Genomic DNA, 26979 nt, shown 5'->3' with positions numbered 1-26979 from the left:
TGTTATATTCGATACTTGGCTAACACAAAAAAGGTTGCCCACTAGTAACGGTAACGGGCAACCTGACTGAATGAATCACACAAAATTCACTACAGTTCCAACCACTAAATATCCAATACACATATACGTTACGATCGTCTTCACTTTCGAGTCACCTTCCATGTTCATCATCGAATGGTGATGACCGGATTTCATGAACAGTCGATTCAAATAGATGGAGACCATCGCGACGACGGCAAATACGATATTTAGCCAGAAGGTATAATCGATTTGAAAGGGTGATTCATTCATCACTTGTTTTGCGTTTTCCGGGATTAATCCGATAGCCGTAAACGCATAGTGCATCCCTAACGCAGTAAGGATGATCGAAAGGTAAAAGATACCTGCAATGTATAAGGCCGTTTTTAACCCATAATACTTTTTGTGAACCGCAACAATCGGTGGTACGACCAAATCAGAATAGATGAAGGCCATAATTCCTGCAAACGCCACTCCACTCGAAGCTAGTATGGTGGCAATGGGGATATTCCCCATGGACCCGATAAAGGTCAGCATAGCAACGATCGGACCGATCAGTGCATTTTCCATTACCTTTAAAAATGAGTCCGGTTGATCGGCGAGGAAGAACATTTTCCACGTATCTTCTGATATGAATGTAGCCATGATCCCCGCAATGGTAAATCCGATCGTAATCTCTTTCCACACCATTTGCCAATTCATCACAAACTCATGACCGACCTGATACCAGCCCTCTTTGGACTTGATTTTATCTTTCCAGTTGAAGCCTTCTTCGTCTTCCTTTTCATCCTCCACATGATCCTTTGCTTCCTCCACAAGTTTCTTAGGATAAGTGATTTTCACAAGAATCCAAGTTATAAAGATCAGAACGGTGCCCCCGATCATTTCTGCAACCACAAACTGCCACCCTAGAAAGATATAAATAAGTATGCCTAGTTCAATCACCAGGTTGGTAGATGCAAATAGAAAGGCCAGGGTCGGAATAAAATGTGCCCCTTTTTTGAAAAGATTTCGTCCTGCTGCCAAAGCTGCAAAGGAACACGAGGAACTGATCGCCCCGAAAAGAGTGGATAACCCAACAGACTTCAAGCTTGGATTGCCCATATATTTCACCATTTTATCCTTCTGTACAAAGGCTTGAATCATGGAACTGATTAAGTATCCAAGAACGAATGCCCAACCGGATTTCCAGAAATACCCCAGTGAGGTCTTCGCAGATTCGCCAATTAACTCTAACAAATGACCATCTCCTTTTCTGTAATCAATCTCTACTATATAGATACCCACTACTTATGCAGAAACATTGCATCTTGCATGAAACGAAAAAATAAAAAAGGATCTGATTCCCATCACGGTAGTTGTACTATTACCACTAACTGTCTTCTATAACACTTCAAATTCATAAAAAAGCGCCAGCCCCGTTGCGTTCATACGATAACGCAACGGGGCTGGCACTAAAATGGGGGCGAAGGAACCTGTCCCCGTGACTCCCTCACTCCACCACCAGCGGACCCACAACATGCAACACAATATCCGCTGTGAAATGAGCAATCATGGCGAATTCAAGTCCCACAAAGACGAAGAGAGCTCCGAACACGAGGCCACCCATTCCGTTGATGGCGAGCATGCTGATAAATAGCCCTGGAGTCATATCGAAATTGGACGCCGCCACTCCATAATGCATGATGCCGAAGATTAAGCTAGCAACGATGATGGCCGTCCATTTCTTCGCTTTTGTCACCGTTCCTTTGAACATTTTCATCTGGAGCCAGATCAGCAGCGTGACAAGGAAAAGACGGAAAATCGATTCTTCATTCACGGCCGCTCCGAATGATCCCAATGCCCCGAGCCACCATGCTGGTTCATTGAGTGAAGAATTGTCCACTCCGAGCGGCCCGGATACGATCAGGCTGAAAATGCTGATGGCCACACCTGCGAGTACTCCATAGAGGGCGGATTTCATGACAGGATTTCTAAAAGAATGAAGCGATTGGTTCTTGTTGAAAAAGCCTTCGATGATCGGAGCCTTTAGCTTCACCTTCTTCGCGAGCCATAAGGCGATGAATAGGAGGATTCCCGCTTCAAGCAGAACCTGGATCACGTAGAACAGGGTGAAGGACAGCTTGCTCAGTCCCAGGACTTCATGAAGGTTCTCCCGTGACATGGCATAGGGGGCAATTGCCAAAGCCCCCATGATGTTCAGGACAAGTAGCGTAAAATAGACCTTCCAGTTGATGATACTCGGTCTTTTCCCCTCATAAGCGGCAGCGACCAATCGATCATCTTCCGTCTCTTCACTTTCATCATAGCACTCCACTTTTTCCTGAAGTTCCATGATGAACGGTTCCGGGTTGTCCATCGATAGCAAGGCTTTCTTTACTTCTTTCTTTTGGCCAAAATAGCCTCTTGCATAAATCGGCTCCTTGAAGATGATTTCATATTTCAGTTCATCCATCATGCCAAAGACCCGGGTGAACACTCTTGGTAGCATGCTGACATGATAGGCATTTTTCTCATGGATGATGCCACCGCTTTTGTTATACTGCGTCCTTGCCGGTTGGATGGTGTCGACATCCTTGATATGAAAGCTCAGTGACCTTCTTGCTCCAATATTCATGGCGACTTTGTTCCCCTTCAGGATGATCGGCGAGTTCCTGACTAAATTGTAATCCCCCAACATGTAGAGGATGCTGTAGACATGGAGCACCACCAGGATATTTGCCCTGAGGGGATCGATTTCTTTTAAGTAGATATGAAAGACAATGCCTTCAATCACCTGTTCATGAAGGAGCGCGATGAATAGCCAGAAATAATTCGATCCTTTGTGATAATAATAGCTCTGGACTCCTTTGTTATAGCCTTTCTTCCTCTTCCATTTAAACAAGGCATAGAAAAGAATGATCCACTCTTTTTTCAAAATGGTCATGAACGGGTTGCTGTCCATGTCCCCCCTTCTGTATTTCACAAACAGGATGACGGCACCGACTTCCGCCAGGGAAATGAGTATGATGAGTGAGATGATCAACTGAGTATCCATCTGTTTCCCCCTTTAGCTGAATCGCTTCATCTGGAACCAATAAATGAGGTATTGAACGACGCCCATTCCGATTAATAGAATGATAGGAAAGTAGGGAATGTGATGTAAATAAGCCGTTAGGGCAATGCCCATCGGAATCGCGAAGGCAAAGAAGATGTACACCTTCCTTGTCGCCTTGAACGTCAGCCACTGCATCCCCTCATCTTCTTCCCGCAGTTCCATTGGGATCACGCTCGGTTTGATCCGGTTTTCCGGATGCCTCCTGTTATAAACAGGAATGATCGCCATCATGATAAGGATCGGAATCCCGAGCACCATCGAATCCACCACAAGCCAATCCGGGATATGGGCTGCATAATGGTCTCCTAACATAATGATCCCAAGGCCAATGATGAGAACGGCATTGAACAGTGGTGACTGAAATATCTTCTTTAACATGAACCTCTCTCCTCTTCCAAGCGAAATATCTCTTCCACCGGCACATCAAATGCGTGTGCGATCTTCAGAGCCAGCGTGATGGACGGTGCATAATCCCCTTTTTCGATCAGTCCGATCGTCTGTCTCGTAACGCCGATACGATCAGCCAAATCCTGCTGGGTAAACCGGAACCTGGCGCGTAATTCTCGAACAGAATTGTTCAACATCAACCATTTTTCTCCTTTTATGGATTTATTACCTTAAATGTAAGGGATCCATTACATTATGTATAGGATGTTTTACTTTATTTGCTAATTGGACATTTGTTTGTGGCGGAATTGTTAATAATTGTATTTTTAATTGACAAGGGGGATTTTTCTGAAGGAAGGATATAATGAGAGGCGATATCTATGCTCAATAAACGAAAAAGAGAGGTGAGTCACTCTTTCATGACTCACCTCTCTTCTCTAACTCCACGCCATCCATTCATAGCTTACCACCCCATGAGCCACTTCGAATCCGGCAGATCTATAAAGGTTTATCGCCTGGTGATTCTGCTTGCTGACGCAAAGGGTGATCTCAGAAATATCATCGTGATGAAAAAGATGTTGGATGGAAGCTTTGACTAGTTGGGTTCCAATCCCCTGTTTCCGATACAATGGGGAAACGGCAATAAACTCTATATCGCCTTCTGCATGCTCAGGATTAGCCTCGATATAGGAATAGCCTTTTATTTGCTGACTTTCATCCTTAATCATGAGGAGCTGATTGTGTTGATCGGAAAGCAAACCTAGAATGTCATCAGCACTGTAATATGCGCCCGGAAAGGCGGAATGATGAAGCTCAGAGAATGCCTGTTTGAAATGAGGGGAAAAGGGTTCAACTTCACAAGAATCTACTAAATTAAAATGATCCCGCTTTACTTTAAGAATGAGATGTTCACCCTTCTCTACGGCTTTTATATCAGAAAGGAACTCCATGGATTGTTCATTTCTTTCATTAATAAAGTAATAGATTCTCTCTAAAGGGTTTTCCAGAGAAGAAAGTAGCCTTCTCATAAGTTCATTGGCTACATATCCCCAATCTTCCTCTTCGTTCACAAAAGGTCCCCAAGCCTCTGCGCTTTGGTCTTCCAAGTCGATATCAAACCCCAGAGCACCAACAATATGCTCACCCCTGTAGGCAACCAGGAAAGATTTCGATACATCCAAATCGGAAAAATCCGTCTGTAATGAGTCAAGAATTTCACTTGCCTTCTCTCCGCAGTATCCAATATGATGCTGAGATTGATTGTTCTTCTTTTCAATATACAGGGAGAGCTGTTCGAGACTGACAGGCGGTTGAATGGTTATTTGCATAATATAACTTACCTCCTAAAGAGCCATTGGGACAGGTCACTTGGCACATGGAGCCAAGGCACCTGTCCCCTTGGGTGGAGCATTTAATTTTATTGTCTTTGTAATTGGTTAAGAAACCATAATACTTCTTCACTTTTTGTTATTGAGCAATTCAAATGAAAAATATTACCTTTACCAATCGATAATTCTTGAGATTCTTTATTAAAATCAACGGGTAATCTTTTGAAAACGTGCCAAGGATAAAATAGCGATAAAAAGCTTTCAGAGAAAAAAACCCCATTTGCACTTATGACGATTCCATCCGTTCCTACACCTAAATAAGTATTTATATACACTAATAACGTATCATGTTTATCTACTTTATTTTTTTTCATTAATGAGATTTTTAGCATTTCTGGGATATGCTCCTCTAGCATTAAACTAAAGCTCATTGTTTTACAAAGTGAACAATCCTCATAATTACTAAATGCCTTACAAACGGTTTTTATCTTATCAATATTTACAGCAAAACCACTACTTGCTTTTATGTCGTTTCCATCTTTTTCAATCGGCAATGCCTTTATTTCTTCTAGCATTTCTATTAGGAGATCATGTGGATAAGATGTACCCGTTATATCAAATGTTTTTTTATCATCGAGATAAAGTACTCCATCTTTCAACTTCATTGATTTCGTGTTTTTTAATTGCTCCCATGAGAAACAACCTTTTCCCTGACCAATTAGCCTCCAATATATTCCCTTTTCCGTGAAACACACTCCATTCTTTTTAAGAAAACAACTTAAGAATGCCATTACACGTTCATCAGAAGGCAAATCAAACTTTTCATTAATATGCTTCATAATTTTTTCTGGAATATAATGATAAAAAAAATCAGTTTGTTGGTATTTTGCTATTATATCTTCTAGATTGGCGTCTACAACATTCTTCATTTCATCTCTCCCCTTACGACACTTTTATAATATGTAATACGTACTTGGTGGTAAAAAGTTACAAAAAATCCGACAAAGTCTATTATTTCGTGGCAGACACAACATTCGTTTATCCAAAACTGCTGTAGAGGACATGACGCTTAGGGGAATGGGATACTACTACTTTTCTTATCAAGTAGATTATTGGGAACAGTAACACGACATCGAAATGGATACATGGTGCAAGGAACAAAAGTCCAGAGGTTGTTCAATCTATGCCTCCCGCTCTTTTAAACTTTGGTAAAAGGTTTTATCATCACTTTTTCATAGGATTCACCACTATATCATTCTATTTAGTATAGTTAGAGAGGTATGGACGAAGTACGTAAAAGTATGTTGGTCTTTAAAAAACCCATCAAAAAATGCAGGTGCATAACCCGTCCCATTGAAAACCGAGTCCAAACTGATCATTCAATAATCTTAGTCATTTTCTCAGTTCTTTTTCCTAAAAATTAGGATGGATTTTTTCATACTTTCAGCTTAGGACACAAAAAAGAGACGATTCTCACGCTACCATAGCAGCAGAATCGTCTCTATTATTCCTATTTACCTAACACCTCACATACTTCCGCTTAAACCCAATCTTCCCTTTCTCCACTTGCTTCTGAATATCATCGGCAGCCTTGAGTGTGCTGTTCTTTTTCCCTTCCCGTACCATTTCAACAGGTCCGATTTCTTTTGCCGTCTGAAGAGCCATTTCATGAAGAGGGACATAAGAGACCCCGACTGTCGTGACAAAATTACTCATCGCCGATTTCGTTCGTTCAGGTGCATGGTGGATGGTTTCTTTCACTTGTTCAAGCATTCCCGCGAGCTTCGTTTCCGAAAACTCTTCGTCCTTGCGATTTCCGAGCAGCCAACAGTAGCAACTCCACCCTGCGGACATTTTCAGCTCTTCACCACTAGCGATCCACTTATCGGCCACGTCCTGTGCGATATCGGCTTCAGCCAAAGTGACCGCCACCACGTAATCGGACAGCATATAAAAATACGCCCCATCGATCCAACGGTCAAAGTCTTCCTCCGTCATGGCTTTCGGGTCGGCAATGACACCGGCGAAGTACATAGCGTCATAGTTCCCCGTGGCATATAACTCCTCAGCCAACGCCTGATCCTTCTTGATTTTCCTGCGATCGGCTTCATCGCACCTGTCGCGACGCCAAAGACCGGCTCGTGGGCACCATTGGATATGTACATTTTCTTCGATCGTTCCTTTCCCAGTGCTTCCAGTTCTTCCATTACCGTTTGTGAATCCATTCTATACACTTCCTTTATTTTATGGGTTGTCCATCTTAGCACAACTACACTTTAATCAAATCGTTCTATGACTTTTTTGCAAAAGACAGCCCTTTTTCTTTCAAAGCCTCATTCAATATTCTCACTGCTTTCGGTCCTACCCCATGAATCTTCAGAATATCGGATTCCGACACGGAGGTAAACTGCTCCAGTCGATAAAATCCGGCGTTATGAAGCTCACGGTTCGCGGGCTTACTCATCTTAGGCAATTCACTTTCTGGTGTTGGGTTATTGGTCATGTCCCTGTACCCCCTCATTTCATCTATCTTGCATCCAATTGCTCCTGTTTAGTATAAGTATTCTCCCTAAATAGTGCTCTTCCTTTATTTCATGACAGAAAAAAGAGCTGCCACAAGGACAGCTCTTTCTAAGTCTCCATTCACTCCAGTGCAGGTGCAGGCTTCCCTGCTTCGATCAGCACTTGGTCGCGACCCAGCATGACGGAAAGGAGAATGGTCAATACGCCTGTTCCGATGAGGAGCCATTCAATGGCGATGATATCTGCCAAGGGTCCGAATATCAGCATTCCAATCGGCATCATCGAGGTGGAGATCATCCCCATGACCCCGAAGACTCTTCCTAAATAATTCTCTTCGATTTTCTCCTGCAGCAGCACCATTGTCGGTGTATTGAAAATCGGCATGGCCACTCCGAATAAAGCCATGAAGACGAGATAGAACCAAAAGACCGGAACAATGCCTAGAGCAAAGGTGCAGAACCCCATAATCAGACTTGAGAAGGTCATCGTGGCAATCTTATTTTTAAAACCGCCCCACGAAGCAATAATGGCTCCGCCTGCCATCATCCCGATGGAAAAGGCAATTTCGATGGCCGTCAGTCTCCAAATATCATCGCCGAAGCTCCGGGTGACCTGCAGCGGAGTCAAAAATGCTGCAGGTGCCATCAGTACAAAGAAGATGGAGAAGAACAGAAAGAACTTCTTCAAGAATCCATGGGTATTGACATATTGTAAGCCTTGCTTGAAGTCACTGAAGTAGCTTGTTGTTTGTGTACCCGCTGCCTTCTCATGAACCGAAATTTTCAAGAAGGCAAGCAGGGTGATGATTGCAATGGCTGCTGTAATGACATCGATGAAGAAGATAATTTCAATCGATGCCATCCCGAGTAATGCCGCACTGACCATTGGTGATACGAACATGATGACAGCCTGAATGCTTCCATTTGCCCCGTTCACCTTTGTCAGTTTCTCCTTCGGGACTATCTGCGGCAATATCGCGCCGACAGCTGGGGTCTGAATACCGGTTCCAAGAGCCCGGACCGCTGCCATGACAAACAGCAGCCAGATTGAATCATATCCCATTAAGAATAGAATCGCGAGCACCAACGTGGAAGACGCGATCAGCCCATCCGATAACACAATCAGCAGCTTCCGGTTATAGCGATCCGCCCAGACACCCGCAACCGGGGACAACAGGAAGGTAGGGATAAACCCGCAAATGATGAACAACGTCATCATCAGCCCGGACTCCGTCTCTAACGTGATATGCCACATGATCGCGTATTGTACCAGGGACGACCCGAATAACGAGATCGTCTGACTGCTTAGAAAGAGAATGATATTCCTTAACCAATTTTCCTTTTGATGTTGATTTACTTTATTCATTTCCCACCAACTCATTTCTATTATATTTAATATAAAAATAAGCCTTGCCTACTTGTTATTTTTAAGACACAAAAAAAGAGGGGAGACTCCTCCCCTCTTTAAAAATACCGACAAATACAGGTTTCCTTAAAAATAGACAGATCAATCCCATTGCTCTGAACATAGGCAGAGCCTTCAAACGTATTCAATTAACGAGTGAAAAGCGGGAAACGCAATCTGATTGAAGCTGTCAACAGGAAAACCTCCATTTCATATATAAGTAAGATAATCATAGCAAAGGACTACTGCTGGCGCAATCGTTTTTTGGGAGCAAAATGATTATTTAATAAACCTTACGTCTTCTCATTTCTTCATGATGATTTTGTTTAAAACTTGTGCGTGACCTTACGACATGGATTTCATTCTACCTTTCAGTTTTAAATTACCGAGCACAATTCCACATAAAATGATCACGACCCCTATCCATTGTGAAAAACTGACTACTTCAGCTAATATGAGAGCCGACATGGTCACAGCCACTGGAAGTTCAGAAGCCGTTAAGATTGTGCCGAGTCCAGGTCCAACATGAGGCATGCCGATTGAAAACAAAAGAGGTGGTAAAGCCACGCCAAAGAAGCCGAGCAATAAACCATATTTTGCGACCCCCATCAAAGTAGGTAAATCAACTAAAAACGTGGGTGGAAAAATTAAAAATACGACAATTAAACCACCTGTGGAAAGAAGGGCACTTTTCAAGACTGGTGGAGAATCTTTTCCGACAGAACTGCTCAGTGTGATAAACGTGGTAAAAGTCAAAGCCGAAAGTAACCCCCATGCAGTTCCCTGCAAGGATAGAACAACTTCACTTTTTGCAACTGCGCCAGCAGCTAAAATGGAGCCGACTATAAGGATGACGATTGAGATGATCTTACCTTTAGTTGGTTTTACTTTATAAAAGATCCACTCAAAAAGCGTGCCAATCCATACAAATTGAAATAAAAAAATAATGGCAAGCGAAGCATTAAGTGTCTGCAGCGCCTGATAATAAAACACACCTGTTAGTCCAAATGGAATTCCAGATAATAATAGTTTGAAAGCTTGATTGAAAGGTATTCTTTTCTTTTTTGTAAACAGAACCAGCACCCAGGTAAGCAAAGCTCCAAATAAATATTGGCCACCTGTCACTTCTGTCACTGTAAAACCTGCTGAATAAGCAAGTTTGACAAATGTAGATAAGATCCCATAACAGCATCCACCCAAAAAAACAATCAATGCACATTGCCACGTTTTCATTTTTTCTCCCCCTTTTTTACACAAAAAAACCACACAATTGTCAATTGACATTGTGTGGCGAAAATAGAGCTGCCTCTATAAAAATCCACTTCCTAAAAAGGTTTTATTATTATGATAATTGTATGAGAGCTTTTAACGCTAACTTTCCTACTAAAAGATTATACCATTTCCGATTACCACTGTCAGGAGCTTACCACTTTATTTTTTTCCAGATAATCTCTCAAGGAATCCAAATCCTTTGCGCAAGCCTTCTTAAAGACGCCTGCCATTAGTTTACCGAATAATTTCGACAGGCCGGTCAGCCCCCTGATTTCACCAAGTAACGTCACTTCAGTTTGATCACCTGATGAAGCCAGCAAATAGGTAAATATAAATTCCCCTTTTCCCGTTGTTCCTTTCGTACCGTCGCACCGAAACACAATCTTATCAGGTTCTTTAAGTTCCACTACTTCAAAATGTTCCGAAGCCTCTTTTCCGAACATCTTTCTCGTTTCCTTCCACTGACTGCCTTCACGGAGTGGCCCTTCATCCATCCTCTCTATTCCCACTATCCCTTGCATCCAGTCTTTGGCAGAATCAAGATCTAATAAACTCGCATACGCTTTTTCTTTGGAAACCTGAAAGTTTCTTTTCACTTCGAAAGGGATACTCAAATGGAATGACCTCCTAGATATTTCATGCTTTTGAATAGATTTGACAACTTCGTCTTAATTCCTTTTTTTATTTGTTAAAATTTCAAAATTGTTGGCCTGACCTATGTTTTTTTAATCGTTAACTCCCTTCACAGACTACTTATCCCTCGCCATATTTAAAGGGGTGAAAGGACGGTTCTCTTGATTCAGAAGAAGTTGTATCGTTCCGTTGCCCCCTCCCCCCGTAAAGTGTGATGCGGATAAACTCATTTTTCTCTTTTCTTTTTTCTATTTTTCAAGAATGCCACAAGTAGAAGGAAAAGAGGAATAATGGTGAAGAGTGGAATATGTAAGATAAACATTACTACTTTTAGTCCTTCATGGATATGCTCTTGAAAATTGCTCGCAATCGTCATCGACATAAATAAAACGACCAGGCCCAAAGGATAGGACAGCCGTGAAGGGGATTTGACCTTAAATAAGCTGGCTGAACCTATGACCGCTGCATAAAACAACACGCTTATCTTAAAGAATATCCCGATCACTAAGGCAAGCATAAAAAATACATCCAGCCGCTCTAAAAAATCGGCTACTTGGATGGTCTGAACCGTACTAAGAAGCGGAAATTGTGACCGTGCAGTCAGACCCACACCAAGCACACTAATATTAATGAGCATCGTAAGTATGAGGTTGATTCCACTTAACCCCGTTGCACATATCATTGTAAGCTTTACCTTCTTGGGATTATTCATGTACGGCAAAATCATTGTAAATACAATGGCTTCAGTAAACGGGAAATAGATGGTTTGAGTAAAGACCACTTTTAGGACAGGTGCAATCCCTTCTTCAAGTACTGGCTGTAAGTTGGTTAAGTCGATTAGACCAGAACTCACGATCAATATAAATCCAACGACCGAAAGGATAAACATAAGCATAAAAAGCAGTTCTCCTGATCTTCCGATGACCTCTATTCCTTTATGGACCGTATAAATAATGACAAGCATTAACAGTGCATTGGCGATGAATAAAGGCGTTTCAGGATAGGCAAAGGTTAACAGCATTTCCCCAAAGTCACGAAGAACCCTCGAGGCATCATACATAAAGAAAAAGAGATAGAGGAAGGCAACCACGGTTCCCAACACTTTCCCGAGAATCTTTTGCATGTACTCGGTAGGCAAAAGATCGGGATAATACCAATAGAGTTTATGATAGACTAATAAAAGAACAAAACTGACGACCATTCCAATAAGAATGGCCAACCAGGCGTCCTGTTTTGCATCTATGGCAAGAGGGACGAGTAAAGCACTCCCCAGTTCAAACAGAACCATTAAGACAAAGAGCTGACTGGCACTAATTTTGGCTTTCTCCACTCTATTGGTACCCCCTTTCCCTCACTATTGATTATCATCTAAACTTGAAAGAAACGATTTGTTTCGTAATCCCGCACGACGGATATAGGCTTCCACTGTAATATCCACCTTTAATTCCGGAAAGTACACCTCGTTCCACATCGGTTTAAGCTTCTTCCACTCACCTGGACTGGAACGTCGGATGGCTTCGCCAAACCCAAAGATATCTACTTTATTTGTTTGAGCCTGTTCAATCGCTTTTTTAATTTCTTTTTTAATCTCTTTCTCCAGCTCTTTTTCCATCTTTGAAATAACCTTTACATCTGTGATATCTACAGGTACATTCATTTCCCCTATGCTTCCTTCCGCGCGTGTATGAATAGAGACATGGGGCTCTCCACTCTTCACTTTCGCAGACACGTTTGTTTTTTGACGGACTGTTTGATAGGCGATGGCTTCTTTTTTCCCTTCCCAATCAATGCTGATGTTTGTTCCTTGGATTTTATCCAGGAGCCATACCGTTCCTCTAGCTGTTTCGCCATACCACCAATCCACTAACTTTCCTTCTTTTAAAATGGCGATTCCACTGGCTTCAAGGGTAGATTCAGGCTCACTTTCTTGAAGGTTCTCTAACTGGCTTGCATGCTTGGGATTTCCTACAAGACGAAATCCTGAAACCACGGTTGCTACATCAGGGGATTGCAGTCCTTTCATCACGTCTTGGATCGACGTCTTTATTGTCTCTCCCCATACCTTTTGGGAGAATTCCAAAGTTTTCAGTACCTTATTCGCTGGGATTTTATCAACGGGTGTTAATGTTTTCACCAGGTCTTCTGCAGATGATTGATTGGCGATCACCATGGTTGTAGTGATTCGAAATTCGTGATCTCGATCAATTGCATCGATTAATGTAGCCACACCTTCTTCTCTTGCCAGCTTCTCTCCAACGACCACTAAGTTTGCATGAGCGTAATATAATCTTCGGGAAATTTTGCTAGAAGCACTCCTGCTTGCTTCTACTAAATTATTTCCTGTAGCCGAATAGATGGTAACAGGTGGGCTTTCCGTGCCACCGCCTCCCCCTCGTATGCCCCCAGCCACGTTCCCGGGATTAATAATTTGAAGGGTGATGGCATATTTTCCGTCTTCCGTCTTATCAATCCCCATCGCTGCCACGATAGCAAGATCGGTTAGCTCTTTTTTGCTCCAACACCCCGAAAGCAAGACGGTCATTGTCATCAATATTATAAGGAAAACTAACCTATGCTTCATTGTTGTCACCTTCTTTAAAATCCCGATTGACCATAGCACGGGATGCAGGAGGCTGAGGACGCGAATTCTTTCCTTCCCGTACTGTATTCGCACTAATTAAGCGAGGTCTTTGTCTTAGTGACCACCATGGTAATCTTACAAACGTATCTCCATTATTCACAGGTATAAAGGGAGCAAATGGAGCCATGTAGGGTACACCGAATGAACGTAAGCTGCATAGATGGACGACCATCATCAAGAGGATCAAAATAATTCCGTAGAATCCAAATGTTGCAGCACCAACCATAAACAAAAACCGGATTAAGCGAGCTGAAATGGCCATATCAAAAGAAGGAGTCGCAAAACTGGCAATCGCTGTGATCGATACAATAATGACCATGGCCGGTGACACAATACTCGCCTGAACAGCTGCTTGTCCAATAACAAGTGCACCGACAATCGAAACAGCCGAACCAATCGCTTTGGGCAGTCGAATTCCTGCTTCCCGCAGGATTTCAAACGTTACTTCCATAAGAAGAGCTTCCACGAATGCAGGAAAAGGAACGGATTCCCTCTGAGCTGCAATGGCGACAATGAGCGTTGTCGGCACCATTTCCTGGTGGAAGGTGGTGACAGCGACAAAGGCAGCAGGTGCAATAAGCGAAATCATAAACATCAAAATGCGTAAAAGGCGAATCGATGTTGCAATATCGAAGCGGGCGTAATAATCCTCGGCCGATTGAAAAAATTGTATAAACACAGCGGGTGCAATCAATACAAAAGGGGTTCCATCGACAAAAATGGCAATTCGCCCTTCAATCAGATTCCCCGCCACTACATCAGGCCTTTCAGTGTTGAAAATAGTGGGAAAGGGAGACAGTGTTTGATCTTCAATGAGTTGCTCGATATAGCCTGATTCCAGAATACTATCAATGTCGATCTTTTTTATTCGCTGACGTACTTCTTCAATAACCTTTTCATTGGCAATGCCCTGTATGTACATAAGCGTCACATCGGTTTTGGTTACACGGCCAACCTTCAAGGACTCCATCCATAAATCAGGGGTCTTAATGATGCGCCTTACCATGGCTGTATTGATTTCAATCGACTCTGTAAACGCCCCTTTTGGACCACGGACCACCATTTGAGTGTTAGATTCCGAAATGGAGCGTTTCTCCCCGCCTCTCGTACACGCACTCAAACCCTTTGAAATGCCATCTATCAGGATAAGGGTGTCACCTGCCATTAAAGAGAAGAACAGGTCTTCCCACGTAGTGAGAGATAACACGTTCCCAACCGTCATCATGTCCTCAGAAATCCGTTCTAACGCATCATGCTCATTCAATTGCTCTTTATTATCATCTTTCATCATGGTCTGCAATAAGAACTCTTGAATCGTTCGATTGTCTACTATTCCTTCAATATAGACAATTGCCGTTTTAATACCGGACTCTCTACCCATTTTCAGATGACGAATGACGAGGTCTGAACTGTTTCCTGTTTTCTTTCTAATGATGTCAAGGTTGACTGACAACGAATCTTGTATATGTTCTGCCGAGTGATCAGCAGCTTGATTTTCAGCATCCGACTGGTGGTTCTTTTTTGGTTTTCGACCTTTAAAGAACGAAGGCATAGATTCAGGCACCCTTCTTTTATTTTTTATTACTTTAACCATATGAGGGGTTTTTATGTAATTATTAACAAACGCATGACTGAATCATCCAAGTCCAAAGAGAAGAAACTAGTTGGAGGAGTGTGATCGGCATGAAAATCATGGGCATTGCCCTTTTAATGATGGGCTGTTTAATGGCTTTTTCTCTAAGTCTCGATATTCTCCAAGGATTCGATGTTTCAGAAGCATTGTACAATTCCGTACGTCCTTTTCGGGTAATGGAAATAACGGAAGTATTCGTCCTCTTTTTTCTTCTTTCGATTTTTCTGGTTGAAACTGCGTACGTGTTAATAAAGAAGAGAAACGAAGACAAGTAAGTATACTTAAGCAAAAAAGAGATGAGCCTCAATTAGCCCATCTCTTCTTTCTTTTTATATATTCTCTTGCTTTAATCCTTCAATGATATTCTGCTTCTTGACCTTTCCGATTGAATAAAGCATAGCGGAGCTTACGATGATGAATATCGCCGCAATGACGAAAAGGATATCGACCCACGGCAGCTCGAATCCGTAATCGAAGGTCTCTCCGACAGATCTGTGGATCAGATACATGACACCGATACTGATCGGAAGCCCGAATAGCAAGGATTTGACTCCGTAAAAGATGCTTTCATAGTTGATCATTTTGTTAAATCCTTTTGGCGTCATCCCAACGGATTTCAGCATGGCGAATTCCCTTTTTCTCAAGGAAATGCTCGTTGAGATCGTATTGAAGATGTTCGCGATGGATATCAATGAAATCAGTGCGATGAAACCATATGTGAAGACTGACAGGAACAGGATGAGCTGTTCTTCCTGCTGCCTGTCCTGATAGACATTATATATATACAGGTTCGATGGCACCACTTCTTCAAGGGCTTTCTGGGTTTCCATCGGGTCGGTACTGTTCATATATAACTGGCTGCGGACTTCCTTTTTCATCTCGTCATCCATCAAGGCATCCATTGTTTTCATCGGTACGATGACATCCAATCCGCCCATCATTGCGGTACGGATCCCCATGGGCACTTGGTCTGTCATGGCCCCGATCGTAACCGATCCCAAAGGTTTCGATTTCTCTGTATCATAGTTCGTGAAGATCAAATCGAGGACGTCTCCCGGTTCGGTTAAGATTGATTTGGCCTCGACGAACTTGGTCGTCGTCGGATCCTGATAGGAAATCTGATCAATGACGATGGCTGTTGGCTTCTTGGGATCATTGAACATATGGAGTTCTGCGCCTGCTTTTTTGGCATAGTCTCTGAAGCTCTGTTCATCCAATCCATGTAAGTTCACATAGTATTGATAACGTCCATCATCAAGGGGAATGTTATCCCGTTTGATCATGTCCTTCAATTCCTGAGGAAACTTGTCTTTTTCAATAAGGACCGTGGGATTCAGACTTTTTTGGACGCTGTATGTTGTGATATCCTCCAGTTGAACCAAGTCTTCCAATTGCTCTGTATCCCCGGTATTGGCCGATACGGAAATATCGAAATTCGTGCCTTCCTGGGACATGACTGCCGATTTCTTCAGATTATCTGTAAAGAAAGACACCGATAAGAAGAGAACGATACTGATCACCAGGGAAAAAATCGTCGCATGGTAACGCCGTTTATTCCGTTTCAGATTTTTCAATCCGATTTCCGCCTCCAACCCGAACAGCTTCCGGACGACCTTGGACGTTTTGACCGTCTTACCAGTCAATCTGACATCCTGCGTCTGGCGGATCGCATCGATTGCTGAAATCTTCGAGGCTTTTCGTGCAGGCATATACGTAGAAATAAAAATTGTCGCACTTGAAATCAGACAGGAAACCAGGACCGTTGACGGTGTGACGACAACCTGAAGTCTCTCCGAAATGCCCAATGCCCCGTCAATGTAGGTATTGATAAACCAAAAGGTAGCTCCGATCCCCAACGCCCCTGCCAATAAACCAAGGGGGATGCTGATGACTCCGATGACCATCCCTTCGAAAAAGACGGAATTTCTCTTCTGTTTCTTCGTCGCCCCCACACTTGAAAGCATCCCTAAGTGCCTGGCTCGTTCAGATACGCTGATGGCAAATGCATTATAAATAAGCGATACCGAACCGATGATGATGACGGCCATGATGATCCCGAGTAAGGAAAACAGGGTGAAGCGGAGATTGTCATTGTCCGTCACACCGTAGTATCGCAGCAATTCATCATTGAAAGCCACTTTTCCAATCCCATTCTCTTTTGCCAGTTTCCCGGCATGCTCAAAGACGGAGGAGTTCACTTTGTCCAACACCACGATCGCATCCACCATATCCGACTTATTCAAGGAACTCTTATCGATATAACCGAGCACTGTATAACCCGGGGACCATGCCGGTTCCCATGATGGGGTTTCTATAATGCCCGTAACCGTGAAGGTCTCCATGGAGTTCACTTCAAGCCTTTCCTTAATGCCTTCTCCATCCCTTTGGAGCGAGTCATTCTGTCCCAATGGCTCGCTTTCCCCCTCCATCATCCGGCTCCCGATAGCCAGTTTGATCTGGTCCCCGATCTTGTACTGAACACCGGCATCATTCGCGATTTGCTCAGAAATGACCACTTCCTGTTCATCGGAAGGCAGGCGGCCTTTACTCAACTCGATCGGAAACTGCTTCAAGCCTTCTTCATTATATTCTTTTATAAATAAGTAGGGCTTATCTTCCACTTTGGCCCCATCGAGCTTTGCATACCCCAATTCATTGGATAGGAGCAAGCTTCCCGTATCCTCGTCATTCGCAATTGCTTCAATTTGGTCGGGGCTGACGTTTTGATATTGAACATGCCACTCGCCATTGTCGGCTATCGACTGCCTTTTCATAATATCCAGGAATGACACGCCGAGTGTCGCAACGGCCATGATCATCGACACCGAGATGATGACCCCGGTGATGGTTACAAGGGTTCTTCTTTTGTTTTCTTTCAGATGCCGCAGCGTCAGTTTGTTGATGATATTCACGGACGGATCACCTCATCCTTAGCGATCTTTCCATCTGCGATCTCGATCACACGATCTGCCTGCAGTGCAATCCGCTCATCATGGGTAATGATGATCAATGTCTGGTTATAGGTTTTGTTGAACATTTTTAACAGTTCGATGATTTCTGTAGAGTTCTTGCTGTCGAGATTTCCTGTCGGCTCGTCCGCGAGAATGATGGCAGGATTACTGATCAGCGCTCTCCCGATGGATACACGCTGCTGCTGTCCGCCGGATAATTGGTTCGGCAGATGGTTCAGCCTTTCATGAAGGCCCAATCTCGATACTAGATCCGTCAACTGCTTTTGGTCCACTTTATGCTGATCCAATAACATGGGGAGGGTGATGTTTTCTTCCACCGTCAAAATCGGGATCAGATTGTAGAACTGATAGATCAACCCGATCTGCCTTCTTCTGAAAACAGCCAGCTGGGTTTCATCCAATTGATAAATATCGGTTTGATCGATCAGCACTTTCCCGCTTGTCGGACGGTCGACGCCTCCAAGCAGGTGAAGCAAGGTGGATTTCCCCGATCCAGAAGGACCGATGATCGCCACGAATTCGCCTTTTTTCACAGAGAATGAAACATCATCCAGTGCCTTGACCGCCGTCTCCCCTTTGCCATATATCTTAGACAGATTTTCAATTTGTAAAATATTCATTTGGTACCTCCATAATGTTGATGTAGACCCCAGTATATCTGTCCAATATGACTTTAAAGTGACTATGAAAGTGACAATTTATTCACTTTAGGGGATACGCGGAGCAAGAATAAACACCCTTCTATTTATAAAATTTAATGGAAAACACGGTACCATTCCCTTTTTCACTTCGGACCTCAAGATCCCCCTGCTGACTGGTGATGATGCTGTAAGCCATCGCCAGTCCGATTCCGACACTGTCGTCGCTTGCATTCTTACCTTTGTAAAAACGCCTGAATATGTATGGAAGATCTTCTTTTGGAATCCCGTCTCCATTATCCGCAATGATGATTTCAGTGTAGAGCGGATTCTCCGAAAATGAAATGGAGATCCCCCCACCTTCTCTCGTGTGCTCTACAGCATTTTTCAGGATATTGATGAGTGCCTCTGCCGTCCAGCGAAGATCACCGATGAAGGTGACCGATTCGTCCCCGCTCACGCTCAATGTCTGCTCATTAATATCCATTGGAATCAAGACAGGCTGCACCCCACTCTGAATCAGTTCCCGGACGGCCACCTTGTCTTTCTTAAACGAAATGGTTCCCGCATCGATCTTGGATAATTTCAATAGCGAAGAAACAAGCCACTCGATTCTCTCCAACTGCACCCGGATATGTTGAGTGAATTCGGCACGCTTTGAATCCTCCAATGTGCTGTCACTTAAGAGATCGGCCATCACCATCATCGAAGTCAAGGGTGTCTTCAACTGATGCGAGATGTCAGAAAGGGCGTTGGTCAAAGTGATTTTGTCCTTCTCTAAAAATGAACGTTGCTCAGACAGCATCAAGGTCACCTTATAGATGTCATTCTTTAATATGCTCAGCTCCCCTTCTTGGTTATCCCGGACATCAAGGCTGTCATCCCCGCTGCTGATTTTCCTCAAGTAACCCGAAAGCTTTTCAATTTCCCGGTACCGCCACCTTGTAAAGATAAAGCTGCATCCTGCTAGCAAACCGGATGTGACCAGCACAAACAGCGCAACCCGAATCGAAAACAGAAAACCTGCCAATATGAATGCCGCAAGACTGATGGATAAAAGACTGATGAAAAACCATTGAACTTCCCGATTCCGCCACATATCAATCGCCTGCCTTATATCCCATACCGCGGACGGTCTTGATGATCGTTGGCCGCTGTGGTTGGTCCTCCAGCTTTTCCCGCAGCCTCTTGATATAAACGGTCAGCGTGTTGTCATTGACAAAATCACCGGCCACGTCCCAGATTCGATCAAGAAGCTGGGCCCTCGTCAGCACCTGTCCGACGTGATTGGCAAAGATGAGGAGAAGCCGGTATTCCAAAGCGGTCAATACTACCTCGTCACCATTCTTATACACTTTGCCCTCTAACGTATTAATCCGGATATCCTCAATATCCATCCAAACGTTTGCCTGTGCCGGCTGTTTATGATACCGCCTGAGCACCGACCGGATACGGGATAGCAGCTCACGGACCCGGAACGGCTTCGTGATATAATCATCCGCTCCCATATCCAGCCCCATCACGACATTCACTTCGTCATCCAGCGCTGTCAAAAAGATCACCGGCTTATCGTCCCGCTTCTTCACCATCTCACACAAATCATAGCCGCTCCCATCAGGTAGCGACAAATCAAACAAACATAAATCGATTTCTTCTAACCGACCATGAATCATCGCTTTGGCAGACTCCGCATCATAACAAAGAATCGTCTCATATTCCTCCTGACGCAGCGAATACTCCAACCCCGTCGCAATCGTCCGATCATCCTCTACCAACAATACTTTCATATACATACACCCTAACCGTCAGTCATTTTATCAACATATTTTATCATGGAAGCAGAATCAATGGACAGGTTCCGACCAGCCGTCCCTTCACCTAAGAAGACATATTCTAAATCTGTTTCATTCATGTTATTCCCCCTCGACTTACTCTTATTCTATAAGAAGACTTCTACTTGATACATTTTCCATAAAAATCCGTCGATTGAACACTTCTCACTTTGAATCAGACTCATCGTCCACTATAATATAAGTAAGAATTATCATAATAATCTAACTCTTCACCTCTAGCAAATGGTAATGGTTTATTCGACCCAGTGTCCCATATCTGAAAGGAGAATTGTAAATGGAAAACAACAATCGCCCAGACCAAAAGGATCACTCAGCAGCTGCAGGACAGTGCCCTGTCACCCACCACAAGGATAGTGCCATCACGACGACGACGGCTCCAGGGGGTACGACGAATAAAGACTGGTGGCCGAACATGTTGAATTTGAACATCCTTCGCCAGCATGACAAGAAATCAAACCCAATGGGGGAAAACTTCAATTATAAAGAAGAATTTTCGAAGCTGGATTATGATGCCCTGAAGCAAGATCTGCATAACTTGATGACGGACAGCCAGGACTGGTGGCCAGCCGACTACGGTCATTACGGTCCATTCTTCATCCGGATGTCTTGGCACGCAGCAGGTACATACCGTGAAACGGACGGACGCGGTGGCGGTTCCTCAGGTTCACAGCGTTTTGCCCCATTGAACAGCTGGCCGGATAACGTCAATCTTGATAAAGCCCGCCGTCTGTTATGGCCGATCAAACAAAAGTATGGAAACAAGATTTCCTGGGCTGACCTCCTTGTCCTGACAGGTAACGTCGCCCTTGAATCCATGGGCTTGAAGACGTTCGGATTCGGTGCCGGGCGTGAAGATATCTGGCATCCTGAAGAAGATGTGTATTGGGGTAATGAGAAAGAGTGGCTTGCTGACAACCGTTACTCAGGCGACCGTGAGCTTGAAAATCCACTCGCTGCCGTCCAGATGGGTCTGATTTACGTGAATCCAGAAGGTCCAAACGGTGAGCCTGATCCACTGGGAAGCGCCCGTGATATCCGTGATACATTCGGACGCATGGGGATGAATGATTATGAAACGGTAGCCCTTGTCGCCGGTGGTCATACATTCGGTAAGGCGCACGGAGCAGGTGATGCTGATCTTGTCGGTGATGATCCGGAAGCTGCGGACCTTGAGACACAAGGATTCGGCTGGCTTAGCTCACACGGAAGCGGAAAAGGCCGCGACACGATCTCAAGTGGTGTCGATGGTGCCTGGACAACGAATCCGACGAAGTGGGATAACGGCTACTTTGATCTTTTATTCGGCTATGAGTGGGAGAAAACGAAGAGTGCGGCAGGCGCTTCCCAATGGGCTCCGGTCGGCATGACGGAAGAACATATGGCACCGGACGCCGAAGATCCATCGATCAAAGTGAAGACGATGATGACGACGGCTGATATGGCGTTGCGCATGGATCCTGACTACGAAAAGATTTCCCGTCGTTTCCACGAGAATCCGGAAGAGTTTGCCGATGCCTTCTCCCGTGCCTGGTTCAAGCTCCTTCACCGCGACATGGGTCCTAAAGCAAGATACTGGGGTCCAGAAGTTCCTGATGAAGAATTGATCTGGCAGGATCCGGTTCCTGCGGTGGATTATGATTTATCAGATAGCGAAGTAGCCTCGTTAAAGGAAAAAATCCTGGACACAGGCTTATCCGTGAGCGAGCTCGTGAAAACCGCTTGGGCATCCGCAAGCACGTACCGGGGTTCGGATATGCGCGGAGGTGCGAACGGGGCACGCATCCGTCTTGCCCCGCAGAAGGACTGGGAAGTGAACGAACCACAGCAGCTTGAGAAAGTCCTTGGTGTCTATGAGGACCTTCAGAGCAAGCTTGATAAGAAAGTCAGCCTCGCTGATTTGATTGTGTTAGGCGGTAACGCAGGGGTTGAAAAAGCCGCTCGTGACGCAGGCTTCGAGGTAACGGTTCCGTTCTCACCTGGCCGCGGAGATGCAACAGCCGATCAAACTGATGCTGAAAACTTCGGTGTACTGGAGCCGGTTTCAGACGGATTCCGCAACTACCAGAAGCAGGAATACGCTGTCAGCCCGGAAGAAATGCTTGTCGATAAATCACAATTGTTAGGACTGACTGCACCGGAAATGACCGTCCTTCTTGGTGGTATGCGCGCACTTGGCGCCAACCACGGTGGTACGGATCACGGCGTATTCACAGACAGAGCCGGTGCATTGACTAACGACTTCTTCGTGAACCTGCTGGATATGGGCATCGAATGGAAACCGGCAGGCTTCAATCAGTATGAAGGCCGCGACCGCAAGACGGGTGAGGTGGTTCGTACGGCCTCACGCTTTGACCTGGTGTTCGGTTCCAACTCTGTCCTTCGTGCTCTTGCAGAAGTGTATGCGCAGGATGACAATAAAGAGAAATTCGTCCGTGACTTTGTTGCCGCTTGGGTGAAAGTGATGGATGCGGATCGGTTTGATTTGAGATAAAGTGAACACGCCTTTTCCCTGTTGGGATGAGGCGTGTTTTTTTGATGGGACGGGTTTAAAGATTTTTCGAATAAAAACACCTTTCATGAACACCATCTTTTTTTCTATCAACGGATTTAAAACTCATACTATTAAACAGCAAATCTGATAGACTGTCAGTATAGGTATTTTTATTCACCTATATCTATAGCTGTATGAAATCAGCAAGGGAAGTAGGTGACAAAAATGACAAATACATTGTTGAAAGCATTCAAACCGATTGAAGAAACGGCTGATGATGTACTGGAACTCATCAGTAAGTTTGTAGATGTGAACACCTTTTTTCTTGCTAAAAATGACAAAAAAGAAGTCAATATCGTCCGGGCATACAATCGTGATGACGTGGTTCTGCCAACTGGTTTCGAGACCTTATATCGTGATTCATTCTGACAATTTATCGTAAAGGGTGGTCGTGAACCACTCATCATTGAAGATTTGAATGTATCAGCCTTAACGAAAGACATGGACGTGACGAAAAGTCTTGGCGGCGGTTCGCTTATCGGGGTCCCCATTTATTATAGGGATGGGGAGAATTACGGTACCCTTTGCGGCATGGATCTGCGTCCGTTTCATTTCACTCAGGAACATCAGGACTTATTTATGGCCATGGCTGCATTGCTCGAGAACGTGTTGGACCTTGAAAAGAAAAACGGGCAGGTGCAGATGCTATCCGTTCCCCTTGTACCGATCTTTGATGAAGTTGCCGTCCTCCCTCTCATTGGGGAGGTAGATTCCGAACGGACCTCACTGGTCATCGAGCATACCCTGTTCGAAGCAGCCAAAGGTGAATTGGAATACATCATCATCGACTTATCAGGTCTCGTCAGCATCAATTCAGAAAGCATCTTCCATTTGATGAAAATCGCAGATTCTCTGAAATTGGTCGGAGTCACCACCATCTTCACCGGTATCCGTCCCGACCTCGCCCAAAAAGTCATTCAATACCGCAATGACCTCTCAGGCATTAAAGTGGAAGCAACTCTTAAACAAGCGATCAAATCATTGAAACTGAAGTAGATCATGAGAGATGAAAAAACACGCCTTTTCCTAATTAGAATGGGCGTGCTTTTTCATATTTTATATAACTGCCCGGATAGAGACCTTCTCTAAGAGGGAAACCATTAAGCCCCTACTCTCTCACGTTCTCGAACAACATCCCGTTTCTCATCCGTCCGCTTCTCCAACTTATAAACCAACACCCCGCCGATCAACAACCCAATTCCAAGCATCTTCTCCCAGGAAAGTGCAGAAGGTTCAAACCCGAACCATCCACCTGTGTTGACGATAAACGCAATGGTGATTTGAGAAATAAGTGCGATCGAGATCGCATACGCCGGTCCGATCAACGTGACTCCCCTCATCAGGAAGAACACAATACCGACTCCGAACACCCCGCTGAACAGAAAGACAGGATTGACCCCGCTGAAGTCCAGCAGACTTTTATCTTCCATTGTATAGAATACCGGCAATGAACAGACGAGACCGAGGCCGAGTACCAGGCTCGTCGTTGCCCATGGGCCTGTTTTTTCACTGACCCGGGCATTGAATACATTTTGCAAACTGATTAAGATTCCTGCCATGATGGCAAGTCCGATTCCGATCATTTGAGACCCTCCTTATTCATAGATGTTTCCTTTCGCAAGGATGCTGAGTTTATCAAGATCTTTGATGGTGATGGACCCGTTGACCCGTTCGATGAGATCGTCGGTTGCCATCTTCTTCAGTACCCGGTTCAGGTGGCGGTAGCTCGTGCCGATCCATTCAGCGAGCTCCATGAGATTGGACGTATGCATTTCCTGATGGAACATGGTCCCTTCCCCCGCTTCTGAAATCGATAGCAGATAGCTCGCTAATCGCACCTCGACTGGATACAGCATGTGCATGCTCGTGATATGAGATTCCGTGTAAAACTTGTGGGCCACTGTATCAAACAGAAAACGCAGTATCGCCGGATGCTCCTTCTCAAGCCTTGAGAGATCCGTGAAAGGAACCGATAGGAACACCCCGTCCGTGACGGCTTCCACCGAATTTAGAACCGCCGTACCCTTTGCATATTCCACATCCCCGATCAGGGCAAGGGGACGCTTGAACCGGTTGATCAACAATTTCCCTTCCGGTGTATGGGTAAAGATCTTGATTTTCCCCTCTATAAGGAAGTACAGTTCGTCGAGCTCTTCCCCCGTCGAAAAAAGGTTGTCCCCTTTTTCAAAGGAATATGTCTTGATATGCTTTCTGAAATCCGCCGGAAATAGCTCATCCAGTTCAAAATGGTTAATATAATGGTCTACTTCCGTACATTGTATTTCTTTCATCGTTTGACTCCTTTTTCTACAATTGGAAAAGGACGACCCCTGCAAGCATCATCGTGAGGCCGATTGCCTGTCGCGGCGTAACCGGGATCTTCTTTTCCCCGAACCATCCCCGTGACTCGATAAGGAATGCGGTCCCGATCTGTGCCACTAGAAGGATCGCAATCGCCGATGCCGGGCCGATCATGTGAATCGCCGTCAGCTCCGAGAACACCACGATCACACCGAACGATCCCCCGATCAAGTACAGGAAAGGCACCTGCCTGAAGCTCTTTCCTTTTCCATCTCTTACTTTCATATATATCGTCATCGCGATCACAAAGGCAACAAGATGAACCATTGAAGTCGTATGCCACCCGCCGATCGCGTCACTCATCCTTGCATTGAAAATCCCCTGCATGGTGATGCACAGTCCACCTAGCAGCGCAAATAAAGCACCTTTCATCGTTCATCCTCCTATTCTTTGTTCTATTAAATAGGAGGACGGATTTTTGTGAAAGGACATATGTCCTAAGGGTTGCCGCTTTTAGGATCGGGTAAACCAGAGGAACCAATAGACTGCCTATCTTCCTTCTTTGAGTCATAAATGAGTAAATCTTTTTCGTTAATAACCAATTTCTCTGATGGTGATGAAAAAACTTATATAGGAATACAACATGGAGAAACATGGCTAACCCGCTGATCTCTGCTGAATCCTATATGTTATAGTCATATATATAGTTATCAGAACCGTTTACAAAAAGGGAAAAGGAGGCCTTGTCATGATGATCAAGTGGATTCGCATACGATAATGAATGGGGCCGCCTATCATGCTCCAGAAAGAGTTTATTCATCTACGTCTTCATAACAGCGAATAGAGAATAAATCATACGGAGGTAAAAAAATGAGAGAACAAATGCTGAACATAAATAATGTAGAAATCTGCACAGAAAGTTTTGGAAACCCTAAGGATCCTGCTGTGCTTTTGATCATGGGTTCGATGTCTTCATTAGATTGGTGGGATGAGAATTTCTGTCTCCGACTCGCTCATCATGGGGTGTTTGTCTTACGGTACGATCATCGGGATTTGGGGCGATCAACCATCTATACTCCCGGTACTTCCAACTATACCATAACGGACATGGTGGACGATGCAGCCTGTATTCTGGCTGCTTATGACATAGATAAAGCTCATATCGTTGGAATGTCGTTGGGCGGTATGATCGGCCAGGTTCTTGCCTTGAAATACCCGGAACATGTCTTGTCCCTAACACTCATTGCATCAAGTGTGTTCGGGACTGAGATGGAAAAACTGCCTCCAATGGATCAGAGCATACTCGATCACCATGCCAAGAGTGCTTCCATCGATTGGTCAAATCGGGGAGTGGCCATTACCTATCTTGCGGATGGATGGAGAACATTAGCTGGTTCCAAACCTTATGAACAGGAAAGAATGATTAAACTGGCAGAAAGGGAGTATGACCGAGCCAAGCAGCTGCCGAGCAGATTTAATCATGCCCTGCTGCAAGGTGGAGATGCTTATTACGATAGAATGAATGAGATCAAAGTACCTGTTCTCATTGTTCACGGCACGGAAGATCCAGCTCTGCCATACGAGCACGGGCTTGCCCTTGCGAAAGCTATACCACATGCTGAATTAGTGCCTCTTGATGGAACAGGACATGAGATTCACAGCGAGGACTGGGACCAAATAATAAATTCGATTGTAAAGCTTCATTCGCGATAAAATAATATATGGATA

At 44.4% G+C, this 26979-nt stretch carries 25 protein-coding genes and 1 pseudogene; 5 read left to right on the top strand and 21 right to left on the bottom strand.

What is annotated here, in order from left to right:
- Nucleotides 1-75: 75 nt before the first annotated feature.
- From ACQKFO_RS09045 to ACQKFO_RS08980, 14 genes and pseudogenes are all read right to left on the bottom strand, one after another.
- Entirely contained in the window at nt 76-1257 is a 1182-nt protein-coding gene (locus ACQKFO_RS09045; RefSeq protein WP_427598129.1) for a permease, read from the bottom strand.
- Nucleotides 1258-1510: 253 nt separating this feature from the next.
- Entirely contained in the window at nt 1511-3055 is a 1545-nt protein-coding gene (locus ACQKFO_RS09040; protein ID WP_427598127.1) for a CPBP family intramembrane glutamic endopeptidase, read from the bottom strand.
- Between the two features lie 12 nt (nt 3056-3067).
- Nucleotides 3068-3493 (bottom strand): hypothetical protein, encoded by a 426-nt coding sequence (locus ACQKFO_RS09035; protein ID WP_427598125.1) that lies wholly within the window; start codon nt 3491-3493, stop codon nt 3068-3070.
- A complete protein-coding gene (locus tag ACQKFO_RS09030) occupies nt 3487-3702 on the bottom strand; it encodes a helix-turn-helix transcriptional regulator (protein ID WP_427598123.1) in 216 nt (71 codons plus the stop codon). The genes ACQKFO_RS09035 and ACQKFO_RS09030 overlap by 7 nt, the downstream gene beginning before the upstream one ends.
- Nucleotides 3703-3939: 237 nt before the next feature.
- Nucleotides 3940-4830: a GNAT family N-acetyltransferase gene (locus ACQKFO_RS09025; RefSeq protein ID WP_427598121.1), complete on the bottom strand. Its 891-nt coding sequence runs from the start codon at nt 4828-4830 to the stop codon at nt 3940-3942.
- A gap of 89 nt (nt 4831-4919) precedes the next feature.
- On the bottom strand, nt 4920-5759 hold the full coding sequence (locus ACQKFO_RS09020; protein ID WP_427598119.1) for a hypothetical protein: 840 nt from the start codon (nt 5757-5759) through the stop codon (nt 4920-4922).
- A 589-nt stretch (nt 5760-6348) separates the two neighbouring features.
- Nucleotides 6349-7055 (bottom strand): annotated as a pseudogene (locus ACQKFO_RS09015) (DNA alkylation repair protein).
- 65 nt (nt 7056-7120) lie between these two features.
- Nucleotides 7121-7333 (bottom strand): DNA-binding protein, encoded by a 213-nt coding sequence (locus tag ACQKFO_RS09010; protein ID WP_299741893.1) that lies wholly within the window; start codon nt 7331-7333, stop codon nt 7121-7123.
- Between the two features lie 140 nt (nt 7334-7473).
- Nucleotides 7474-8718: an MFS transporter gene (locus ACQKFO_RS09005; RefSeq protein ID WP_427598116.1), complete on the bottom strand. Its 1245-nt coding sequence runs from the start codon at nt 8716-8718 to the stop codon at nt 7474-7476.
- Nucleotides 8719-9102: 384 nt separating this feature from the next.
- Nucleotides 9103-9990 (bottom strand): EamA family transporter, encoded by an 888-nt coding sequence (locus ACQKFO_RS09000; RefSeq protein ID WP_427598114.1) that lies wholly within the window; start codon nt 9988-9990, stop codon nt 9103-9105.
- 182 nt (nt 9991-10172) lie between these two features.
- On the bottom strand, nt 10173-10643 hold the full coding sequence (locus ACQKFO_RS08995) for an SRPBCC family protein (RefSeq protein ID WP_427598112.1): 471 nt from the start codon (nt 10641-10643) through the stop codon (nt 10173-10175).
- 245 nt (nt 10644-10888) lie between these two features.
- A complete protein-coding gene (locus ACQKFO_RS08990) occupies nt 10889-11992 on the bottom strand; it encodes a GerAB/ArcD/ProY family transporter (protein WP_427598110.1) in 1104 nt (367 codons plus the stop codon).
- A 24-nt stretch (nt 11993-12016) separates the two neighbouring features.
- Entirely contained in the window at nt 12017-13243 is a 1227-nt protein-coding gene (locus tag ACQKFO_RS08985) for a Ger(x)C family spore germination protein (RefSeq protein ID WP_427598108.1), read from the bottom strand.
- Nucleotides 13233-14855 (bottom strand): spore germination protein, encoded by a 1623-nt coding sequence (locus ACQKFO_RS08980; RefSeq protein ID WP_427598106.1) that lies wholly within the window; start codon nt 14853-14855, stop codon nt 13233-13235. Before ACQKFO_RS08980 ends, ACQKFO_RS08985 begins: the two co-directional genes overlap by 11 nt.
- Before the next feature lie 131 nt (nt 14856-14986).
- On the opposite strand from ACQKFO_RS08980, the gene ACQKFO_RS08975 reads away from it, so the two are divergent.
- On the top strand, nt 14987-15211 hold the full coding sequence (locus ACQKFO_RS08975) for a hypothetical protein (protein WP_427598104.1): 225 nt from the start codon (nt 14987-14989) through the stop codon (nt 15209-15211).
- 54 nt (nt 15212-15265) lie between these two features.
- On the opposite strand, the gene ACQKFO_RS08970 is transcribed toward ACQKFO_RS08975, so the two are convergent.
- The 4 genes from ACQKFO_RS08970 to ACQKFO_RS08955 form a co-directional block, all read right to left on the bottom strand.
- Entirely contained in the window at nt 15266-17848 is a 2583-nt protein-coding gene (locus tag ACQKFO_RS08970; protein WP_427598102.1) for an ABC transporter permease, read from the bottom strand.
- Complete coding sequence (locus tag ACQKFO_RS08965) at nt 17845-18528, bottom strand: ABC transporter ATP-binding protein (protein ID WP_427598100.1); 684 nt, start codon at nt 18526-18528, stop codon at nt 17845-17847. The genes ACQKFO_RS08970 and ACQKFO_RS08965 overlap by 4 nt, the downstream gene beginning before the upstream one ends.
- 121 nt (nt 18529-18649) lie before the next feature.
- On the bottom strand, nt 18650-19645 hold the full coding sequence (locus ACQKFO_RS08960) for a sensor histidine kinase (RefSeq protein ID WP_427598098.1): 996 nt from the start codon (nt 19643-19645) through the stop codon (nt 18650-18652).
- Nucleotide 19646: 1 nt separating this feature from the next.
- The gene (locus tag ACQKFO_RS08955; protein WP_427598096.1) at nt 19647-20333 is read right to left on the bottom strand and encodes a response regulator transcription factor; all 687 of its coding nucleotides are present in this window, start codon (nt 20331-20333) and stop codon (nt 19647-19649) included.
- 340 nt (nt 20334-20673) lie between these two features.
- On the opposite strand from ACQKFO_RS08955, the gene katG reads away from it, so the two are divergent.
- The 3 genes from katG (at nt 20674) to ACQKFO_RS08940 (ending at nt 23946) form a co-directional block, all read left to right on the top strand.
- Nucleotides 20674-22890, top strand: coding sequence for a catalase/peroxidase HPI (gene katG, locus ACQKFO_RS08950; RefSeq protein ID WP_427598094.1), 2217 nt, complete (start codon nt 20674-20676; stop codon nt 22888-22890).
- A 225-nt stretch (nt 22891-23115) separates the two neighbouring features.
- A complete protein-coding gene (locus tag ACQKFO_RS08945) occupies nt 23116-23319 on the top strand; it encodes a hypothetical protein (protein ID WP_148994863.1) in 204 nt (67 codons plus the stop codon).
- A gap of 6 nt (nt 23320-23325) precedes the next feature.
- A complete protein-coding gene (locus ACQKFO_RS08940; protein ID WP_427598881.1) occupies nt 23326-23946 on the top strand; it encodes an STAS domain-containing protein in 621 nt (206 codons plus the stop codon).
- 104 nt (nt 23947-24050) lie between these two features.
- On the opposite strand, the gene ACQKFO_RS08935 is transcribed toward ACQKFO_RS08940, so the two are convergent.
- Genes ACQKFO_RS08935 through ACQKFO_RS08925 form a run of 3 tightly spaced genes read right to left on the bottom strand, consistent with a single transcriptional unit; the run spans nt 24051 to nt 25683 of the window.
- Entirely contained in the window at nt 24051-24533 is a 483-nt protein-coding gene (locus ACQKFO_RS08935; protein ID WP_427598091.1) for a DMT family transporter, read from the bottom strand.
- 12 nt (nt 24534-24545) lie between these two features.
- The gene (locus ACQKFO_RS08930; protein ID WP_427598089.1) at nt 24546-25241 is read right to left on the bottom strand and encodes a Crp/Fnr family transcriptional regulator; all 696 of its coding nucleotides are present in this window, start codon (nt 25239-25241) and stop codon (nt 24546-24548) included.
- Nucleotides 25242-25257: 16 nt separating this feature from the next.
- Entirely contained in the window at nt 25258-25683 is a 426-nt protein-coding gene (locus ACQKFO_RS08925) for a DMT family transporter (protein WP_427598087.1), read from the bottom strand.
- Between the two features lie 438 nt (nt 25684-26121).
- On the opposite strand from ACQKFO_RS08925, the gene ACQKFO_RS08920 reads away from it, so the two are divergent.
- Nucleotides 26122-26964: an alpha/beta fold hydrolase gene (locus tag ACQKFO_RS08920; protein ID WP_427598085.1), complete on the top strand. Its 843-nt coding sequence runs from the start codon at nt 26122-26124 to the stop codon at nt 26962-26964.
- The last annotated feature ends 15 nt before the right edge of the window (nt 26965-26979 follow it).

Source organism: Rossellomorea sp. NPDC071047, assembly GCF_050270195.1.
Lineage (GTDB): Bacteria > Bacillota > Bacilli > Bacillales > Bacillaceae_B > Rossellomorea.
The sequence above is the reverse complement of the archived record's forward strand: the minus strand, read 5'-3'. Positions and strand labels throughout refer to the sequence as shown.

Coding starts and splice junctions, on each gene's coding strand:
- ACQKFO_RS09040 (WP_427598127.1), bottom strand. CDS start 3,055: ATGGATACTCAGTTGATCATCTCACTCATCATACTCATTTCCCTGGCG.
- ACQKFO_RS09035 (WP_427598125.1), bottom strand. CDS start 3,493: ATGTTAAAGAAGATATTTCAGTCACCACTGTTCAATGCCGTTCTCATC.
- ACQKFO_RS09025 (WP_427598121.1), bottom strand. CDS start 4,830: ATGCAAATAACCATTCAACCGCCTGTCAGTCTCGAACAGCTCTCCCTG.
- ACQKFO_RS09020 (WP_427598119.1), bottom strand. CDS start 5,759: ATGAAGAATGTTGTAGACGCCAATCTAGAAGATATAATAGCAAAATAC.
- ACQKFO_RS09010 (WP_299741893.1), bottom strand. CDS start 7,333: ATGACCAATAACCCAACACCAGAAAGTGAATTGCCTAAGATGAGTAAG.
- ACQKFO_RS09005 (WP_427598116.1), bottom strand. CDS start 8,718: ATGAATAAAGTAAATCAACATCAAAAGGAAAATTGGTTAAGGAATATC.
- ACQKFO_RS09000 (WP_427598114.1), bottom strand. CDS start 9,990: ATGAAAACGTGGCAATGTGCATTGATTGTTTTTTTGGGTGGATGCTGT.
- ACQKFO_RS08985 (WP_427598108.1), bottom strand. CDS start 13,243: ATGAAGCATAGGTTAGTTTTCCTTATAATATTGATGACAATGACCGTC.
- ACQKFO_RS08980 (WP_427598106.1), bottom strand. CDS start 14,855: ATGCCTTCGTTCTTTAAAGGTCGAAAACCAAAAAAGAACCACCAGTCG.
- ACQKFO_RS08975 (WP_427598104.1), top strand. CDS start 14,987: ATGAAAATCATGGGCATTGCCCTTTTAATGATGGGCTGTTTAATGGCT.
- ACQKFO_RS08965 (WP_427598100.1), bottom strand. CDS start 18,528: ATGAATATTTTACAAATTGAAAATCTGTCTAAGATATATGGCAAAGGG.
- ACQKFO_RS08960 (WP_427598098.1), bottom strand. CDS start 19,645: ATGTGGCGGAATCGGGAAGTTCAATGGTTTTTCATCAGTCTTTTATCC.
- ACQKFO_RS08955 (WP_427598096.1), bottom strand. CDS start 20,333: ATGAAAGTATTGTTGGTAGAGGATGATCGGACGATTGCGACGGGGTTG.
- katG (WP_427598094.1), top strand. CDS start 20,674: ATGGAAAACAACAATCGCCCAGACCAAAAGGATCACTCAGCAGCTGCA.
- ACQKFO_RS08945 (WP_148994863.1), top strand. CDS start 23,116: ATGACAAATACATTGTTGAAAGCATTCAAACCGATTGAAGAAACGGCT.
- ACQKFO_RS08935 (WP_427598091.1), bottom strand. CDS start 24,533: ATGATCGGAATCGGACTTGCCATCATGGCAGGAATCTTAATCAGTTTG.
- ACQKFO_RS08930 (WP_427598089.1), bottom strand. CDS start 25,241: ATGAAAGAAATACAATGTACGGAAGTAGACCATTATATTAACCATTTT.
- ACQKFO_RS08925 (WP_427598087.1), bottom strand. CDS start 25,683: ATGAAAGGTGCTTTATTTGCGCTGCTAGGTGGACTGTGCATCACCATG.
- ACQKFO_RS08920 (WP_427598085.1), top strand. CDS start 26,122: ATGAGAGAACAAATGCTGAACATAAATAATGTAGAAATCTGCACAGAA.